The organism is Rhizobium aethiopicum, assembly GCF_014197535.1.
Taxonomy (GTDB): domain Bacteria; phylum Pseudomonadota; class Alphaproteobacteria; order Rhizobiales; family Rhizobiaceae; genus Rhizobium; species Rhizobium aethiopicum_A.
In genome coordinates this window covers 191186-209121 of sequence record NZ_JACIFV010000006.1, presented here as the reverse complement: position 1 = coordinate 209121, position 17936 = coordinate 191186, and the positions used below count along the sequence as shown (strand labels likewise).

The window sequence follows — 17936 nt, the reverse complement described above, 5'->3', positions numbered from 1 at the left end:
ATTGTCATTAGTATGATTAAATCCGCCTTTCGGTTGACATCACAACATTCCTGATATCAAGTTAGAGGCACGAAAACAAAATTCCTGATACATAAACGGGGAGGATCCGTTGAAGACGAATGTCGTTGCCCACCGCGATTTTCGCATCGCGACCATTGACGCCAGGCTCTACAGCTCGTTTCTCGAGCATCTCGGCAGAGCGATCTACGGCGGCATCTACGAGCCCGGACATCCGACAGCCGATGAAGACGGCTTCCGCCGCGACGTGCTCGATCTGGTGCGTGAGCTCGATACGCCCTACTGCCGTTACCCCGGCGGCAATTTCGTCTCGGCCTATAATTGGGAAGACGGCGTCGGCCCGCGTTCCGAGCGCCCGGTGCGCCTCGACCTTGCCTGGCGCACCCGCGAAGCCAACCAGGTCGGCGTCAACGAATTCGTCGACTGGTGCAAGAAGGCCAATACCAAGCCGATGCTGGCCGTTAATCTCGGCTCGCGCGGTCTCGACGCCGCCCGCAATTTCCTCGAATATTGCAATCACCCCGGCGGCACCTACTGGTCGGACCTGCGCCGCAAGCACGGCTGGTCCAATCCGCATGATGTCAAACTCTGGTGCCTCGGCAACGAGATGGACGGCCCCTGGCAGGTTGGTCACAAATCCGCCTATGAATATGGCCGGCTGGCGGACGAGACGGCGAAAGCCATGCGCGGCTTCGACAAATCGCTCGAACTCGTCGTCTGCGGCTCGTCCAATTCCGACATGAAGACCTATCCCGATTGGGAAGCCCAGGTGCTCGAGCAGTGCTATGACAGCGCCGACTACATCTCGCTGCACATGTATTTCGCCAACCGCGAGAAGAACACGCTGAATTATCTCGCCCGGGCGACCAAGCTCGACCGCTACATCACCACGATCGGCGGGGTGATCGACTACATCAAGGCGAAGAAGCGCTCGAAGAAGACGATCGGCATTTCCTTCGACGAATGGAACGTCTGGTATCATTCCAACCAGCAGGACAAGGAGATCCTGGCGCGCGACGAATGGCCGGATGCGCCGCATCTGCTGGAAGATATCTATAATTTCGAGGACGTGCTGCAGGTCGGCGGCATCCTCAACACCTTCATCCGCCGCTCCGACCGGGTGCGCATCGCCTGCATCGCCCAGCTCGTCAACGTCATCGCCCCGATCATGACCGAGGATGGCGGCGCGGCCTGGCGCCAGACGATCTATTATCCCTTCTATTACGCCTCGCGCTATGGCCGCGGCGCGGCGCTGCAGCTGGTTGTCGACGGCCCGAGCTATGACAGCGACGAGGAGAACGAGGTTCCCTATCTCGACGTCTCGGCCGTGCATTCCGAGGATGGCCGGTCGCTGACCTTCTTTGCCGTCAACCGCCATCCGGATAGCGCGCTCGATCTCGACGTGCGGCTGGAAGGTTTCGGCGGCGCCCGCCTGATCGAACAGGTGGAGATGACCCATGGCGATCTCGAAGCCGTCAACACGGCGCGGCGGCCGGAGACGGTCGTGCCCGTGCAGGTCGAGAGCGCCAAGATCGAGGACGGACGGGTACGGGCGGCGCTGAAACCGCTGTCCTACAACGTCATCCGGCTGTCGGTGTGACAGCCGGCGCCGGGAGCCGATCGGCCCCGGCCGAGGATTCGGCCCGGCTGCGAGGAGGCAGGCGGGCCGGAGGAATGGTTCACCAGGGCCCAGAGCGCCAAGCTCCGGCTTCTGGGAACCGACAACCGCGACATGCCCATGCGTGCCTTGGGGCCGCCGCATCGTCGCTTACAAGGGAGGAGTTCATGCAAAAGTGGAAGAGGTTTGCATTCGGCTTCGTGCTGGCCACGCTCGGTCTGACGGGTCTGGCCATCGCCGAAGACTACACCTCCTTGCCGCGCAAGGAGACGCTCATCGTTGAAAATCCGGAAGGGACGATCAAGAATCCCGGCTGGTTCAACATCTGGGTCAATGGCGGCGGCGGGGTTTCGACCGGGCTGCAGCAGCTGACCATGGATACGCTCTGGTACATCGACCCTGAACAGGGGCTGGGCGGCGCGGCCTGGGACAATTCACTCGCCGCCGACAAGCCGCAATATAATGCCGACTTCACCGAAATGACCGTGAAACTGCGCAAGGGGCTCTACTGGAGCGACGGCGTCGAATTCACCGCCGATGACGTCGTCTATACCGTCAAGACGCAGATGGACCACCCCGGCATGGTCTGGAGCGCGGCCTTCTCGGTGCAGGTGGCAAGCGTCGAGGCGACCGATCCGCAGACCGTGGTGTTCAAGCTGAAGAAGCCGAATTCGCGCTTCCATGCGATCTTCACCGTGCGCTGGAACGGCGCCTGGATCATGCCGAAGCACGTGTTCGAGAAGGTTGAAGATCCGCTGCGTTATGACTTCGCCAATCCCGTTTCGCTCGGCGCCTACAAGCTGAAAGCCTACGACCCGCAGGGCAAATGGTATACCTGGGAGAAGCGCGACGACTGGCAGCGCACCTCGCTTGCCCGCTTCGGCGAGCCGGCCCCGAAATATGTGACCTACACCGATCCCGGCCCGCCGGATAAACGCACGATCGCCCAGCTCGAGCACAATCTCGATATCATCCACGACAATACGCCGGAGGGCATGTTCACCCTCAAGGAGAAGTCGAAGACCATCGATACCTGGTTCCCGGGCTTCCCCTTCGCCCATCCCGATCCGACGCTGCCCGCCGTGATCTTCAACACCCAGGATGCGCCCTTCGACAATGCCGACGTGCGCTGGGCGCTGGCCCTGTTGATCGACATCAAGGCCGTCGACATGGCGAGCTATCGCGGGGCGGCGACGCTTTCCGCGCTCGGCGTGCCGCCGACGGCGGCGACGATGAAAGACTATCAGGCGCCGATGCAGGACTGGCTGAAGGATTTCGAGATCGATACCGGCAAGAGCAAGATCAAGCCCTATGACCCGACAGTCGGGCAGCAGATCGCCGATATCCTGCGCAAGCAGCCGAAGTTCAAGGACCAGATCCCGACCGATCCGGAAGCGATCAGCGGTGCCTTCGGCTATGGCTGGTGGAAGCCGAACCCGAAAGCGGCCGGCGAACTGCTGGAGAAGGCAGGCTTCAAAAAGTCAGGCGGCAAATGGCTGACCCCGGATGGACAGCCCTTCAAGATCCGGATGACGGTCGAAGGCGACACGCGCTCGGTCTTCACCCGCGCCGGCACGCTGATTGCGCAGCAATGGGCCGCCTTCGGCATCGACGCCAAAGCCGTGCCCGCCGCGAAGCTTTGGCAGACGGCGCTGCAGCCCGGCGATTTCCAGGTGGCGATTGCCTGGAGCGTCGAAACCTGGGGCGGCGATCCCGACCTCTCCTTCTTCCTCGACAGCTGGCACTCGCAGTTCGTCGCCAAGAAGGGCGAGGTTCAGCCGCCGCGCAACTGGCAGCGCTGGTCCAATCCGGAGCTCGACAAGATCATCGAGCGCATCCGCGGCATCAGCGCCGACGATCCGAAGGGCATGGAGCTCGGCAAGGATTATCTGAAGCTGGTCGCCCGCGAAATGCCGACGATCCCGCTGATGTCCTATAACGTCTTCACCTCGATGGATACGACCTATTGGACCGGCTATCCCACCATCAAGGACCCCTATACCGATCCGGTGCCGAACTGGGCCAATTCGCGGTTGATGATGGTCAAGCTGAAGCCGGCCCAATCGCAATAACCCTCCCAACGCCGGCGCGGCAGCCATCGCGCCGGCCCCCTTATCGGCGGGCATGAGCCCCAGCTGCCATGCTCGTCGATCCTTTCAAGAAGGGAAGCAGAGAGGAACCACTGCCTTATGACGCCCTATCTGATCTTTGTGCTGAAGCGGTTTGGTCAGTTTCTGCTCGTCGTCTTTCTCGGCGTGACGATCACCTTCTTCGTCACCCACCTGACCCCGATCGACCCGGTCGAAGAAAGCATAGGCGCCATCACCCAGATGGGCCAGTCCGATCCCAATGCGATCGAGCTGATGCGCCAGTCGCTGCGCGAGCTCTACGGCATGCAGGGCTCGATCTGGCAGCAATATCTGCACTTCTGGCTGCGGCTGGCGACCGGCGATCTCGGCCCCTCGCTCTCGGCCTTTCCGACCCCGGTCTCCACCATCATCCTGCGCTCGCTGCCCTGGACGATCGGGCTGATGACGGTCTCGACGCTGATCACCTTCGTGCTCGGCAATGCGATCGGCGCGCTTGCCGGCTATTACCGCAAGGACATGGTGCTGAAGGCCGTCAGCCTCGTCTTCATCGCCATGCTGCCCATTCCCTATTATATCCTGGCCTTCGTGCTGCTCATCGTCTTCGGCTTCATCTGGCCGGTGCTGCCGATCAATGGCGGCTATGAGATGAACGCCAATCTCGACCTTTCCTTTGCCCTCGTCCTCGATATCCTCAAACACTCGATCCTGCCGGCCTTGTCGCTGATCCTGGTCGGCGCCGGCAGCTGGCTGATCGGCATGCGGGCGCTGGTTTCCAACATCATCACCGACGACTATGTCGTCTTTGCCGAGCTCGGCGGCGTGCCGAAGGGCAAGATCCTGCGCTCCTACATCGCCCGCAACGCCATGGTGCCGCAATTCACCGGCCTTGCCATGTCGCTCGGCGCGATCTTCAACGGCACCGTCATCACCGAAATCGTCTTCGGTTATCCCGGCATCGGCAATCTGCTGATCGAAGCGGTGCATGCCGGCGACTACAGCCTGGTGCTCGGCCTCAGCGCATTGTCGATCGTCGGCGTTGCCGCCGCCGTCTTCATCATCGACGTGCTGAGCCCGCTGATCGATCCGCGCATCAAGGTGGAATAGGCCATGTTTACCATCATCCGCGACCTCGCCCGCCAGAACATGGAATTCCTCTGCGGCCTGCTGCTCTTCGCCGTCATCGTTGGCCTGGTGATCCTGTCCTATTTCTCGCCCTATGGCGCCACCGACATCTATCTCTTGCCCCCCGACATGCCGCCGGACGGCGAATATTGGCTGGGCACGACCTCGCGCGGCCAGGACGTGTTCTGGCAGCTGACGATCGGCCTTCGCAACACGCTCTATTTCGGCATCGGCGTCGCCTTTCTCTCGCGCATCATCTCGCTCGTGGTCGGCCTGGTCGCCGGTTATGCCGGCGGCGCGGTCGACCGGGTGCTGATGGCGATCAACGACAGCGTCATGGTCATCCCGCAATTTCCGCTGCTGATCCTCTTCTACTTCGTGCTGAAGGACAACATGACCTGGGTGGCGCTGATCGTCATCATGGCCTCGCTCGGCTGGTCCTATGATGCGCGGCTGATCCGCTCGGTGGCGCTCGGCCTGAAGAGCCGGCCGTTCACCACCCAGAGCGTCTATTCCGGCATGACGATGCGCAAGATCCTGGTCGAGGAGCACCTGCCCTATGTGCTGCCGATCGTCTTTGCCACGACGATGAACAACATGATCTGGTCGATCGGCATGGAGATCACCCTTTCGGTGCTCGGTTTCACCGATATCGAGACGCCGACCATGGGCATGATGATCTACTGGGCCAATGCGCATTCGGCGCTGATTTCGGGCATCTGGTGGTGGGTGGCCGCCCCCGTCGCCGTCATCGTCATTCTCTTCCTGGCGCTGTTCCTGCTCTCCATGTCGATGAACGAATACAATGATCCGCGCAGCCGGCTGAACCGGATGGGAAGTTAGCATGGAGAATCTGGTCGAAATCGACAACTTGAAAGCCTATTACCGCGCCTTCCTCTATGGCGTCGATCGCGAGGTGCGCGCCGTCGACGACATCAGCCTGACGATCCGCCGCGGCGAGGTCTATGGCGTCGCCGGCGAATCGAGCAGCGGCAAGACGACGCTGATCAAGACCATTGCCGGCGCCATCCGGCCGCCGCTCCGGGTCGTTTCCGGCAGCGTCAAATTCCATTTCGGCGGCGGCACCCAGGATCTCTATGCGATGACGCCGGAGGAGCGCATGGCGCTGCGCTGGAAGCATCTCTCCTATATCATGCAGGGCTCGATGAATGTGCTCAATCCGGTGCGCCGGATCCGCCATTCCTTCACCGATTTCGCCTTCCGCCACGTGAAGCTGAGCAAGCCGGTCTTCTTCGAGAAGGTCGCCGCCCATCTGGAGCGGCTGAAGCTCGATCTGCAGCTGCTCGACGCCTATCCGCACGAACTCTCCGGCGGCATGCGCCAGCGCATGACCATTGCGCTCGCCACCATCCTGACGCCTGAATTCATCATCGCCGACGAGCCGACTACGGCGCTCGACGTCATCGTGCAGCGCGACGTCTTGTCGATGATCCGCGACATCCAGCGCGAGATGGGCTCCTCCTTCCTGTTCGTCACCCATGATATGGGCGTGCATGCGACGGTCTCCGATCGCATCGGCATCGTCTATGCCGGCCGGCTGGTCGAGGAGGCGCCGACGGCGAAACTCTTCAGCGCGCCGCTCCACCCCTATACGCAGCACCTTGTCGGCAGCCTGCCGAAGATCGGCGACCCCACCACCCGGCCCTCGCTGGAGGGACGGCCGCCGAACCTTGCCATGCCGCCGGAGGGCTGCCGCTTTCACCCGCGCTGCCCGAAGCGCATGGAGATCTGCTCACAGAAGGTTCCGCCCTTGGTCACCGTCGCGCCGGAGCGGCGGGTGGCGTGTTTTGCGGTTACGGGGGATCAGGTTTGACTCTGCTTAGCCTCTCGCATGTGACGAAAATCTACCGCCAGGGCGGCATGCTCGGCCGGCGGCTGATCACCGCCGTCAAGGATGTCAGCTTCGAAATCGGCGACGAGCCGGAGATCCTCTCGATCGTCGGCGAATCCGGCTCGGGCAAATCGACGGTGGCGGCGATGATCCTCGGCCAGGCCGAGCCGACCGAAGGCGAGCTGCAATTTGCCGGCAAGACCGTGGCGATCCACAACAGGGCCGAACGCACCGCCTTCATGAAGGAGGTGCAGCCGGTGCTGCAGAACCCCTTCGAAGCCTTCAACCCGCTGAAGCGGGTCGACCGCTACCTCTTCGAGACCGCCAGCAACTTCTCCACCTCCGGCAAGCGGCCGAACCGGCGGGAGGTGGAGAAGATGGCCGACACCGCCCTCCACCATGTCGGCCTGACGCTGGAAGAGGTAAAGGGCCGCTTCCCCCACGAACTCTCCGGCGGCCAGCTGCAACGCGTCGCCATCGCCCGCGCGCTGATCCCTGAGCCGCGCCTGCTGGTGGCCGACGAACCGGTCTCGATGGTCGACGCGTCGCTGCGCATGGCGATCGTCAACCTCTTCGGCCGGCTGAAGAACGAGCTGGGGCTTTCGATCATCTACATCACCCATGATCTGGCGACGGCTTATTATGTCAGCGACAATATTATCATCATGCGCAAGGGCGAGATTGTTGAGCGCGGGCGAGCGCGGGCGGTGCTGGATGATCCGCAGCATGCGTATTCGCGGGCGCTGAAGGATGCGGTGTTGGCGGCGGAGTTTGGTGAGGTGGGGTAGTTCGCTATTAGCGCTGACACCGCCTTGGCTGGAATGACTTATTTGGGGCCGTAAGCAGCATTTCAGCTTTCGGGCTCAGCAGCGGGCGAAGCTAACGTCGGAGCGCAAGTTGCCGCGTTGCTTCCTAGTAGCGCCTCGGCGTCATTGCAGAACCATTAGTTTACGATGGCATCGATGATCGACCGTATTTCGCGGCTCTTGCCGGAAGTGTCGTCTGACAAAAATACCTGAAGACCGTTTTGGCAGAATTCGATCACATGACTAAGATCCTTCCCAATACCAAGGTACGTTTCGAGATCTCCTTCACGTAGGACGAACGTGCCGCCTGCTGCCGAGGCGTCTATGTGACGTTCCCAATCCACGTGTGTTCGTTTGAACGCGGCGATTTGTTCATCAGTTCGGAGGGGAACACCGTTGTCGGCGGGATAATGCAAATTCACGATGTAATCGAAGTCTGAGATTGCATAAACGCGGAGGCCAAAGCTTGAAAACAGGCTGTACCACTTCGGCAGTTCTCTCTTTCCGCCGACATGGAGAACCGCGATTTCTTGTTCGAGCAGACGGTACCGCTCCTGGAGCAGCGCCCTGAAGAAATAGCGGTCGGTGTCGCCTTCCACCAGAACCACTTTTTTCGAGAAAAAGGCATAGGTGGATCGGGAGTTGTCGAGAATGCGTATGAGGCTTTTCTCATCTGCGGAAAGTGTTGGCGAGAAGATTGATGTTTGACCGTTCGCATTAAGCGCAAACCGGCGTACGGAATTTATGGTGCTCGAGTTGATGAGCGATTCCGAATGGGTAACGAGAATATATTGACAGTTCTGCGTCCGGTTCAGCTCCCGGAGTACCTGCAGATACTCGTGCTGAAACTGATAATGCAAATGAATTTCAGGTTCATCAATGATAACGACGCCACCCTTCAGCTCACCCCTCCCATAGGCCTCAAGCACTAGGTGAATAATCGCTTTTTGACCCGCGCTCAGGCTGTTGATGTCGCCGATAGGCTTGTTGCGACGGGTGTCGTAGAATTCAAAGCTGTACTGCCATGTCCGCTGGTCCAGAAGCTTTATTTGACATCGCAGATTTACCACGCGCAGTCGCTCATTGACCGACCTCACAAAGGGTAGATCGTTCGCTTCTTGCTCACACTGCGCTAGGTCTTTTGCTTGTGAAATGAGGTGGAAATGGCGCTCAGCAACCTGCAGCCGCACGAGCGCGAACACAGGGGGTTCATGGCGGTCGGTGGCATTGAGGCTACGATTGAAATCTTGATTCCGTATGTCCTGAATTTGCTGCGACGCGGAGGCGCTACTGAGGGAAATTGAAGGCTGAAACGCGTGGTAGTTGCGATAGCTACTGATAAGCGTGAAGCTCTCATAGAGCGGCGGGATCGGCTCACCGCCCATGAGGGCATTTTGAAGAGAAATGGCTTCTCTGAAAAAGTGATAGTCAGTTAGATAAGTGAAGCCAAAGTCATGTTCTCCACCCTGCAGCTGAACCGAGAAATTATTCGCCGCACGGTTCAATATCACGTCAATAACGTACGTGTCGCGCTCTTCGCCAGCGGCGTTAATAACCTTATAAGTAGAGTATGATCCTAGCGTTTCGGTAAGCTCCGCAAGGTGAGCCCTGATATTGCGAATGTTCTGCCGGTCGATGTCGTCGAGTCGCACTGCTATACGAATACGCTGCTCTTGATCTTCGCTATCCCAGTTAGCGTCCAGCCGGAAACCATTGATATCGGTGTGATTGGCTGGCTGCAGAACCTGCTGCCTATCATTCATTACAAGGGTTAAGCGGCGCCCAAACAGCTCACGATTGAAGCTGAACTGGCGATATATGACCCTTCGGAAGAGGAAGTTAACAACTTCGAGGGCTGTCGATTTTCCGGAGCCATTCTCGCCGATAATAATATTTAGACCATCGTCGAATTCTAATTTATCGGCCTGACTCACATCGGCGCGATAGGGAAAGCTGAGAACATTTGATATTTGAAGGTAATCGATTCGCATGCCTTACCTATACCCTTTACCGGAGTAGCATACCGAGGGCCGACCTTTTGCTCAAGCTGCGGTTGAGGTGGGTGAGTGATGTATGCCGACGATCACCCACCCGGTGATCTTGGTTCGGTTGTAGAACCTCACCGTATGGCGGCTGTCGGGGACAGCGTTAGCACCTACGAATAGCGGCCTATCGAGGCGCATAGCTGTTCCGCCATTTGCGCATGCGAGGAACGCGCGTGTGTCGCGGCGCGCACGGCTCCGCCAGTTCCAGCGCATCCTCGATGTCCGAATCCAAAATACCTGCCTCCATTCTCGATCTTGGTGTGACCTAGCAGGATTTGGATGGCACGAAGATTCCCCGCCGCTTTGTAGATCATTCGCGGCCTCGTGCGCCGGAGCGAGTGAGTGCCGCAATCCTCGCGCTGATCCCTGAGTCGGCTGCTGGTGGCCGACGAACCGGCTCGATGGTCGACGCATCGCTGCGAATGGCGATCGTCAACCTCTTCGGCTGGCTGAGAAACGAACTCGGCGTTTCGATTATCTACATCACGCATGATCTGGGCGACCGCCTATTACGTCAGCGACAACATCCTCATGCGATAGGGAGAGATCGTCGAGCGCGGGCCGGCTCGGGCGGTGTTGGATGACCCCCAGCATGCGTATCCCTGGGCGCTGAAGGATGCGGTGCCGGCGGCGGAATTTAATACGGTGGTGTAGTTGGCCAGTAGCGGACATCGACTAGTCTACAATGCTATTTCGAGCGGAGAGCAGACCTTTTCGTTCCCAGGGTAGCATACAAGGAGGCCGAGATCGAAGTACTCACAGCAAGGTCGAGGATCGATCCAAAGCAGTCGGAGCAAAACATATGCGGAATGCTCTTGTACCAGAAAAAGTACGTTAAGAACTACCCGAAGATTGAAGAACTTGGAGCGTCTGGGTGGAAAATCGGCTGGCCTTGCCCCGCCAACCAAACGCAAAGATGCTGCCAGATCTGGTTACAACATGAATAAATAGACATCGCGTCATCATCGTCAGACGCTCCGATTTCCTCCAATCGTGTTTCTGCGTCGACGCACGCGGCTCTTGTGGTCGCGAAGACAGCGGCGACTGAAGCAGCATCTACGCCGGCGGGGAAACTTTGCTTCAAATTGAGCAGTATATCCCGGAAAACGGTCGAATACGGCGGGCGCGGATCAGGAGCAGTTATCGCGCAGTCATATCCCCACCATGTGGAACCGTACGCAGCAAAGGATTGTCCTAGCTCTTTAGCTGTGTGGCACGCCCAGCAGAAGATATTGTATCCCTGCAGATTAGCCGCGTCGTCAGCAGATAACGCTTCTTCTCCGTTTGAATCCCAAAGCGCATTTGGTGAACCGTGACTCATCGCAAAGACGAGGTTATCTTCCGGAGCGGCTTGGAACTCCGAGTGTAAACGTGCGCGAGTCGCATCGGCCGCAAAGAGGGTGACGTCATTCTGCTCTAGCATTTGTAATGCAATAGCGTGATTAGCCTGCGTTGCAGGGTCCGTCGAGGAAACAAAAAAAATCGTCATTTATTAGCTTGCCGTGCGATTAGATCGCGGGCAACCCTCAATAGCTCCGTCGCGTATTGATTTCCGAGCGGCGTTCCCTCCGCAATTGCTCTAGCCAACTCGCCTGCGCTAATCCGTGCACCTGTCATCGTTTTCCAAACGACCTTCGTTTCAGGTAGTTCTCGCAACAGTGTAGAGACTACATCACGGGTATCTGAGAGTTTGCCAACCGGCAACTTGAAGTCAACTTCAGCACCTATCAATGTGCCGATTCCCTCAACAAAAGCCCGCAACGAAGGAGAGCGCGCAGCAGCTAGATTCACATCGAAATTCCCAGCGTTTGGGTACCTACTTGCTGATCCAAATACGTTCATCGCGAACTGCTTTGGGTATGGGATTGTTTCCGGTAACGGTGCGCGATCAATCATTTCTTTCGCATGGGGACTACGTGCCGCGCTCTTCGCAAATTCCGGATCGGCAAATATCCATGCTTCGATTGTCGGGACCGCACAAAATACATCAATTGATGGATGCCCCAATTGCTGACGTGCCAACTCCCTTGAATCTGCGACGCTCGCCTCGTCGGCGTCCACGAGAGCAGCAAACTTATTTGAATGGTCATTACTTAACTGGCGGACATGAGCTGCGATATTCCGCTTATTACCCATCAATCGAACATTTACATGAGCTTTCTCATGCAGTCCCAAGGCGTTGACCAACGTTAGGACCATTGAACTGTCCGCATGGCCTTCCACGAACACAGTTAGATGTGGGTTTGTCATCGGCATACATCTGAAGGAGTAAAGCGAGATTTCCGACGTGAGGCGATTTGTTCTTTAGAGTCAATACCGCCTAGGTTGGTGGCTTGTAAAATCGCGGGACTTGTCGCGCCCATGGTAGCACAGAGCACCAAAAGTGTGCTTTCAGGTATCTGATCGCCCTGGACGACCGACGTGGAGGCGCTTAGCCGCCGCGGCATCTCGGCAAGTTGACACACACAGCCCCCGCTTATCGACCTATCAGCGTTGTGACGCAGTTGAAAGCGTCAACAGTTTATCTCTTCAGTTGTGACAGAAGCATTGTTGGGACCGCCTGCCGCAGTCGCCATGTCACGGTAATCGGCATGTCGCCTGTCCACGTGTCGAAATCCACTTCGCCACAATAGATGAACGGTGCCGGCTTTGGGCCGATCTTCTTCGTCTTGCGGACCAGCAAGTGGATGTGAAAACCCAGGGCTTGATGGTCGCGGATCATCTCGCCGTGCTTCGAGTGTTGCTTGGTCCTGTTTTGACTTTGCCAAGAGAATTCCGTGGCTGAGGTGAAGTGATCAGCATAGCGATGCGTGTCTATCATCCCCTCCTTCTCCAAGGTTACGAGCAGAAAGATGTGAGGCGGTTTCGGCACGAAACCGGCGTTCCACGTCGCCTGATCGAAGGTTAGGCCGAAGGCTGGAGGGATAGTCTCCCGCGAATAGCGTTCCCAAAGCCGAAGGCCTGCCTGTGCCTGGCTCTGTATGCCCATCGGTTCCATGCGCCAGACATCGCTCTGGAACCGGAATCGGACACGATCGCCTTTGCCCGGAAGTCCGGCATCGTCGCCGAACCATCCGCGAAGAATGGTGGGCAAGCGGTTGGACGGATCGCCGGCTCTTCGCACAACGTTAATCGCGATCTTGGCAACTGTAGCCTCCATCGGCTGATCGTCTACAAAAACGCCCAGAGGACCTTCCGGCAGCTGCGCTGCGCCCGACGGCGTCGGGAGGAATAAGATAGGTTGTCCGCTCGTGTTTCGGGCGACGCGACAAACAGCATCTGCCAGCTCGTTGGAAACACCGCTTCTGGTCAAATATTGCGCAAGACGCCAATCGAGGATTTCCCGCAAAATCTGGCTGAACGTCTCTCGGTCCCCTGTCGCTTTTACTAGCCCAAATTGATTTTCCGTCAAAGTAAAAAAGGGGGCGCCCTCGCTATCCCGCAGTTTCGTTAGGACATCGATCGGAAACTTTAGCAGCAGCGATTTGAGCGCTTTCCGATCCGCGAGATCGACAGAGAAGTCCTGCTGCAGCTTGTGGACTCGAGAGGCCAACTGCGCGACGCGCTCGACGATCTCATCGACGGCACAACTGTCCCGCACGGTCTCCTCATCGAACAGCGCGAGAAGCGTCATGAGTTTGTAGCTTCGGGTTAGTTCGGTCTTCTCCATCTCGAGAAAGAAATCTCGATGATTCAACCAGATCGATCGCTCCAGATCGCTCAACCCACGCATGCGTTCCACGAATCCGAGCCATGAACGCTCGCTGCTGCTTCTCGGATTGTTACCCGAGTGGAAAACCTCTGACGCCGTGGGCCGAACGCCATGCCGCTCTAGGAAGTCGCGGTAAAAGTCTTCCAGAGCATTTTCTGTGCTTGCCGGCTTCACCAGCATGCGAAGTATTTCGATTGCCTCGAGATCGTAGGTCACTTCACAGCCGGTGGGCAAAGCGATTTGATCGCCCTGCAGCCTTTCCAGAAACTCGCGGACATGACCGCCGGACGACGCATCGACATTCGCAATCGATGCGATCGCACGCAACTTCGTGAGGAAAATACGGTGGTTGCCGATATAGTCGATGACGACGAGACGGTTCTTGTTTGCTGATTTTCGCAACCCGCGGCCGAGTTGTTGCAGCCAGATAATCGTCGATTCCGTTGGCCGTAGCATCAACACGCTATCGATACTCGGGACGTCGACACCTTCGTTGAACATGTCGACGGAAAACACTACCTCGAGTTCGCCCGCTTCCAGTCTCTGCAGAGACGTAGCCCGAGGTGCCGAATTGATGCCGGCATGGACGGCGACAGCCGACACCCCATGGCGGTTGAAGAAATCGGCCATGAAATCCGCGTGTGTCTGGGAGCAGCAGAAACCGATGCACTTCGTCCCGCCGCGTAGTCGGTACTGTTCGAGCGCGTTCCGCGCACGTGCTTCCGTGGCGACAGCAGCGGTGAGTTCTGTCAAGTCAAACTGCGCGCTTCGCCAGGGGATGTTTCGGTAATCTACGGTGTCCGGGACGCCGAAGTAATGAAAGGGGCAGAGATGCCCGCCTTCTATCCCCAGATGGATGCCGGCCTGGAAAACGAGGTTCTCTTGACACAGACCGAGCAGATCAGCTCCATCGCCTCGCTCCGGTGTCGCCGTGAGACCGAGGAGGAACTTCGGTTCGAAATAATCGATGATGCGTCGATACGTGCCTGCGGCTGCGTGATGAAACTCGTCGATGACGATATAGTCGAAGGTGTTCGGCCGAAATTGCCTGATCTGATTCGGCTTGCCGAGAGTTTGAACGGAGGCGAAAAGGAGATCGGAATCCGTGTCCTTGTGATCGCCCGACAATCTTCCGATCCGAGCGGTCGGCCGCACGCGCCGGAATGTCTCGATCGCTTGATTGAGGATTTCCTCGCGATGGGCGACGAAGAGGATGCGACGATATTCGAATCGATCGCCGTCGAAGGCCGCCAGCCAGGACTTGCCGAGACCCGTAGCAAGCACCACCAGACCCGCTGTGTACCCATCCTGCCGTGTTTGCTCGAGCGCTGCGAGAGCCTGGCGTTGGATCGCGTGGGGTTCGGGAGGAGGCAGCGGCGGCTCGTATGCCATGCCAGCCTCCTTAAAGCCTAGTGGGCTTCTTCGGTTTTCGTAGCGGTCGATCCACTCCGGCGTGACGGAGACGGCGCTATAGGAATTGAAGAGGTCATCGAATCCTTTGCTAATCTCGGGGAAGGCCGTTCGGTCGTGGCTCGAAATGACCTTGTAGTTCCACTCGATCGATGTGGTCAGGGCCGCCTCTGACAGATTGGAGCTGCCGACAAATGCCACGCCCTCCTTGTCCGACCGAAAGATATAAGTCTTGAGGTGAAATCCCTGCGCCGTAGCCTCGAAGACCCGGAGCATCAGGTCGCCGCCGAGATCGGCCAAACGCCGCAGTGCGATCGGCTCGGTCACGTCCATGTAGTCGCCGACGAGAATGCGGGCACGTCCGCCGCGGGCCAGAAAATCTTTCAGATGTTCCACGATCAGTCTTGCGCCGCTATCCAGCAGAAATGCTACCGCTATGTCGCAGGCATTCGCCTGGTCCATATGCATGATGAGATGGGGCAGAAGATGGTCGCTTCCGCCAGTGACCAGTCGCTTTACCTCTTCGGTGCCGCTGACCTCTTGGGCTAGGTAGTTGGCCTTGTTTGGGATAACGTGTCTGACTCCGCCTCTCGGGTCGTCGATGTCACCCAAGTAGCGCGGAATGACATGCAAGTGGAAATGGAAAACCGTTTGCCCTGCAGCTTCAGCCAGATTGAAACCGACGTTGTAACCATCCGGCTTGTGCTTTCGTTCGATGTCGGATTTTGCCCTGTCGATGTTTCGCCAGATAGCCTGCTTCTCGTCCGCGGAGAGATCGTCCCATGTCGCCGCATGCCGTCGTGGAACGATGAGCAGATGTCCGGGTGACACCGGAAAGGAATCCCAAAGCGCGACGACTTGATCGTCCATAAAGGCGATGCGGCTCAATTCGGCGGTGCAGAAAGGGCATTGAATCATCGGCAGATTATGGGCTGCCTGGCCAACGCACCACCAGGATGGCTGATGCTTTTCCACACAATGATTATTGAGAGCAGCCGTCGTTCAAAACAAGGCGGGCAAATTGAGAGAGCTTCGATTCAAGCTGCTTTCGACGCAACCCTGGCCTCTCACCGATGCACCGGGAGGCTGCTAGAATGCAAGCTGTGGCCGGAATGGGGCGCATAGCCGCCCGGCCGCTGTCGACCTGATGCAGTCATTAGCCTTCCGCTCCGACAAAGAAAGCTTCTGTGCCGAAGCTACCGCTTAGAATGAATGTTTAAGGCCGCATCGGGACTTCTCCGGTCCAGACTGTGTTCAGGATTGCCAAATCGGCATCACCCGTTCAATGCGATATCTTTTCTCGAACTCACGAAGCACCATTTCGAGCGTTGCCTCAAAAGCACCCTGGTCGAACATCATCGATTTCTCTGCTTCGTGAAGGTAGCGCCAGTCGGTAAAGGCATCTTGGTGCTGATACAGAATGTGACGAATGCTGTAGTCGATGGAGAACGCGATGGGATGATACGGGAGCACTGATCTTTTGAACTCCGCGTCGAGTTTCTCTTGGCTTTCGGGCTTGAGGCTATCAAACAGCCTCATCAGGTTGTGCGATTTGACAACTTTTGGATCGTCGTAGTCGAAAACGAACCAGGCTTTGAGTGCCAATTCCATGGAAAGCGCCAAAAGCATCGGTTCAACACCGACGTGTTCGCTTTCACCTAGTTCTCCGTGCTTTCCGAATTCTGGGCCTGGAAAGCTCTGAGTTTTTCGAAAAATTCCCCTTGCAGCCTCTCCGATTCTAATGGCTGTCGATAGGCGCGCACTCATTAGAGGTCCATTTAATTGATGTAAGTTGGGTTTGGAACTTGAGCTGAGACAATACAAGAACGCTTTCGCTTAGGCCAGGTGGCACGGAGTTGGAACTTAACGACAACAAGGTGGAGTTGAGTTCACCGCCGGGCCCCGGAGGAAGTCGGGAAGCCTGCCTGTTCTCGTGCGCGACTCAGCAACCGCCCTCTTCCTGCAGATTCCAAACCGCAGTGCCGAGGGGAAGATGATCGGTAAAGGCTTGATGCAGATAAAAAACATCCCTGGCCCGGATGATCAATAACTGGAAATACAAATCCTTTTATTGTGAAGCTCGAAAGTGAATTGTCATGCTTCACCCTTGGCCAAGCTCGATCGCAGCTCGATACCCTCGCCCTGGGAAGATGACGACAGCCCCAGCTCAACAGTTCAGGAATTTAGTAAATCGCATCTAACAACCTAGGTTCCCGCCTCAGCGGGCAAGGCATTGCTGTCCGGCCCCTACGCCGCCCGCACCCTATCCCGCCCGCTCATCTTCGCATCATACAACGCCTGATCCGCCCGCCGGTAAAGCTCCGACGCACTGTCTGTCGACACACACGCGGCGATGCCGGCAGAACAGGTGTAGCTGAAATCCGGCGAATCCGGCAGCGGCCGGGAGAAGCGGATCACCGTCAGCATGCGCTCGACCATGGCAAGGGCGTCTTCCGGGCCGGTGGCCGGCATGACGAGGAGGAATTCTTCGCCGCCGACCCGGCCGAAGCAATCGTTGCGGCGGACATTCTGGTGAATGCGATGGGCGAAATCGCGCAGCACGAGATCGCCGGCATGGTGGCCGAGCCGGTCGTTGATGCGTTTGAAATTGTCGATGTCGAAGACGGCGAGGCAGCCGCTGCTGCCATGCCGGGCGGCTTCAAGCATGTCTTCGACGCGGGCCATGACGAAGCGGCGATTGGCGACGCCGGTGAGTTCGTCGGTGTAGGAGGCCTTGATCGCCTGGTCGCGATCCTGCCGGACAGTGCGGCCATGAACCTTGAGACGGGTGATGTCGCTGGCGATGCACAGCATCCAGCCGTTCTTCTGCACCGCCTCGGTCATCCACAGCCAGCGGCCGTCGGAAAGATCCGTCTCGAAGGCGCGATAGCCGATCTTGCCGCGGCGCGACTGGGTCGAGCGCAGCCATTCCTCGAAATTATCCGTGCGGATGACGGTGCCGCGGCCGAGATCAAAATTGCGCCGCATCAGATCCGGCCAGAGCGGCGTTTCCTCCGGCTCGATGAAATAGGCCGAGCGGAAGGCGCTGTTGGCATAGCGCAGCCGGTCGTCGCCATCATAGACCGCCATCAGCGTTTCCGTCTGTGCGGAAAGATGGAGAAGCTGTTCGATTGTCTCGTCCATACAGCACCCTGTCTGGTTGCTCCGGCAAGAGATGGCGCAGAAATCCTATGAGAAAAGAGCCGCTCGGCAAGCAAAGGCGCTTGGAGTGATTAGGGAAGCGTCAACACGCGCCATTCCCG

General features: G+C 58.0%; 12 protein-coding genes and 2 pseudogenes. 7 read left to right on the top strand and 7 right to left on the bottom strand.

Features of this window, described 5'->3' with window-relative positions; translation table 11 throughout:
* Window positions 1–109 precede the first annotated feature (109 nt).
* The 6 genes from GGD53_RS11650 (at window position 110) to GGD53_RS11625 (ending at window position 7488) form a co-directional block, all read left to right on the top strand.
* A complete protein-coding gene (locus GGD53_RS11650) occupies window positions 110–1618 on the top strand; it encodes an alpha-N-arabinofuranosidase (protein WP_184456013.1) in 1509 nt (502 codons plus the stop codon).
* 185 nt (window positions 1619–1803) lie between these two features.
* The gene (locus tag GGD53_RS11645; protein WP_184456012.1) at window positions 1804–3708 is read left to right on the top strand and encodes an ABC transporter substrate-binding protein; all 1905 of its coding nucleotides are present in this window, start codon (window positions 1804–1806) and stop codon (window positions 3706–3708) included.
* A gap of 117 nt (window positions 3709–3825) precedes the next feature.
* Entirely contained in the window at window positions 3826–4830 is a 1005-nt protein-coding gene (locus GGD53_RS11640; protein WP_085781016.1) for an ABC transporter permease, read from the top strand.
* A gap of 3 nt (window positions 4831–4833) precedes the next feature.
* A complete protein-coding gene (locus GGD53_RS11635; protein WP_064808333.1) occupies window positions 4834–5691 on the top strand; it encodes an ABC transporter permease in 858 nt (285 codons plus the stop codon).
* Window position 5692: 1 nt separating this feature from the next.
* Window positions 5693–6682, top strand: a complete 990-nt coding sequence (locus tag GGD53_RS11630) for an ABC transporter ATP-binding protein (protein ID WP_184456009.1) — start codon at window positions 5693–5695, stop codon at window positions 6680–6682.
* Window positions 6683–6729: 47 nt separating this feature from the next.
* A complete protein-coding gene (locus GGD53_RS11625) occupies window positions 6730–7488 on the top strand; it encodes an ABC transporter ATP-binding protein (RefSeq protein ID WP_184456164.1) in 759 nt (252 codons plus the stop codon).
* Window positions 7489–7643: 155 nt separating this feature from the next.
* On the opposite strand, the gene GGD53_RS11620 is transcribed toward GGD53_RS11625, so the two are convergent.
* Both GGD53_RS11620 and GGD53_RS31655 read right to left on the bottom strand, forming a co-directional pair.
* Window positions 7644–9497 carry an AAA family ATPase gene (locus GGD53_RS11620; RefSeq protein WP_184456006.1) on the bottom strand — a complete coding sequence of 618 codons (1854 nt, stop codon included), beginning with the start codon at window positions 9495–9497 and terminating at the stop codon, window positions 7644–7646.
* Window positions 9498–9675: 178 nt separating this feature from the next.
* Window positions 9676–9907 (bottom strand): annotated as a pseudogene (locus GGD53_RS31655) (hypothetical protein); the annotation flags it as partial.
* 16 nt (window positions 9908–9923) lie between these two features.
* Between GGD53_RS31655 and GGD53_RS11615 the strand changes: the two are divergent.
* Window positions 9924–10205, top strand: a pseudogene (locus tag GGD53_RS11615) (ABC transporter ATP-binding protein); the annotation flags it as partial.
* Between the two features lie 187 nt (window positions 10206–10392).
* On the opposite strand, the gene GGD53_RS11610 reads toward GGD53_RS11615, so the two are convergent.
* The 5 genes from GGD53_RS11610 to GGD53_RS11590 all read right to left on the bottom strand — a co-directional run bounded on the left by GGD53_RS11610 (window position 10393) and on the right by GGD53_RS11590 (window position 17817).
* Entirely contained in the window at window positions 10393–11040 is a 648-nt protein-coding gene (locus tag GGD53_RS11610) for a hypothetical protein (RefSeq protein WP_184456004.1), read from the bottom strand.
* Window positions 11037–11801: a hypothetical protein gene (locus GGD53_RS11605; RefSeq protein ID WP_184456002.1), complete on the bottom strand. Its 765-nt coding sequence runs from the start codon at window positions 11799–11801 to the stop codon at window positions 11037–11039. Before GGD53_RS11605 ends, GGD53_RS11610 begins: the two co-directional genes overlap by 4 nt.
* 271 nt (window positions 11802–12072) lie before the next feature.
* The gene (locus GGD53_RS11600; RefSeq protein WP_184456000.1) at window positions 12073–15648 is read right to left on the bottom strand and encodes a DUF3427 domain-containing protein; all 3576 of its coding nucleotides are present in this window, start codon (window positions 15646–15648) and stop codon (window positions 12073–12075) included.
* Window positions 15649–15927: 279 nt separating this feature from the next.
* The gene (locus GGD53_RS11595; RefSeq protein WP_184455998.1) at window positions 15928–16440 is read right to left on the bottom strand and encodes a hypothetical protein; all 513 of its coding nucleotides are present in this window, start codon (window positions 16438–16440) and stop codon (window positions 15928–15930) included.
* A 480-nt stretch (window positions 16441–16920) separates the two neighbouring features.
* Window positions 16921–17817, bottom strand: a complete 897-nt coding sequence (locus GGD53_RS11590) for a GGDEF domain-containing protein (RefSeq protein WP_184455996.1) — start codon at window positions 17815–17817, stop codon at window positions 16921–16923.
* Window positions 17818–17936 lie beyond the last annotated feature (119 nt).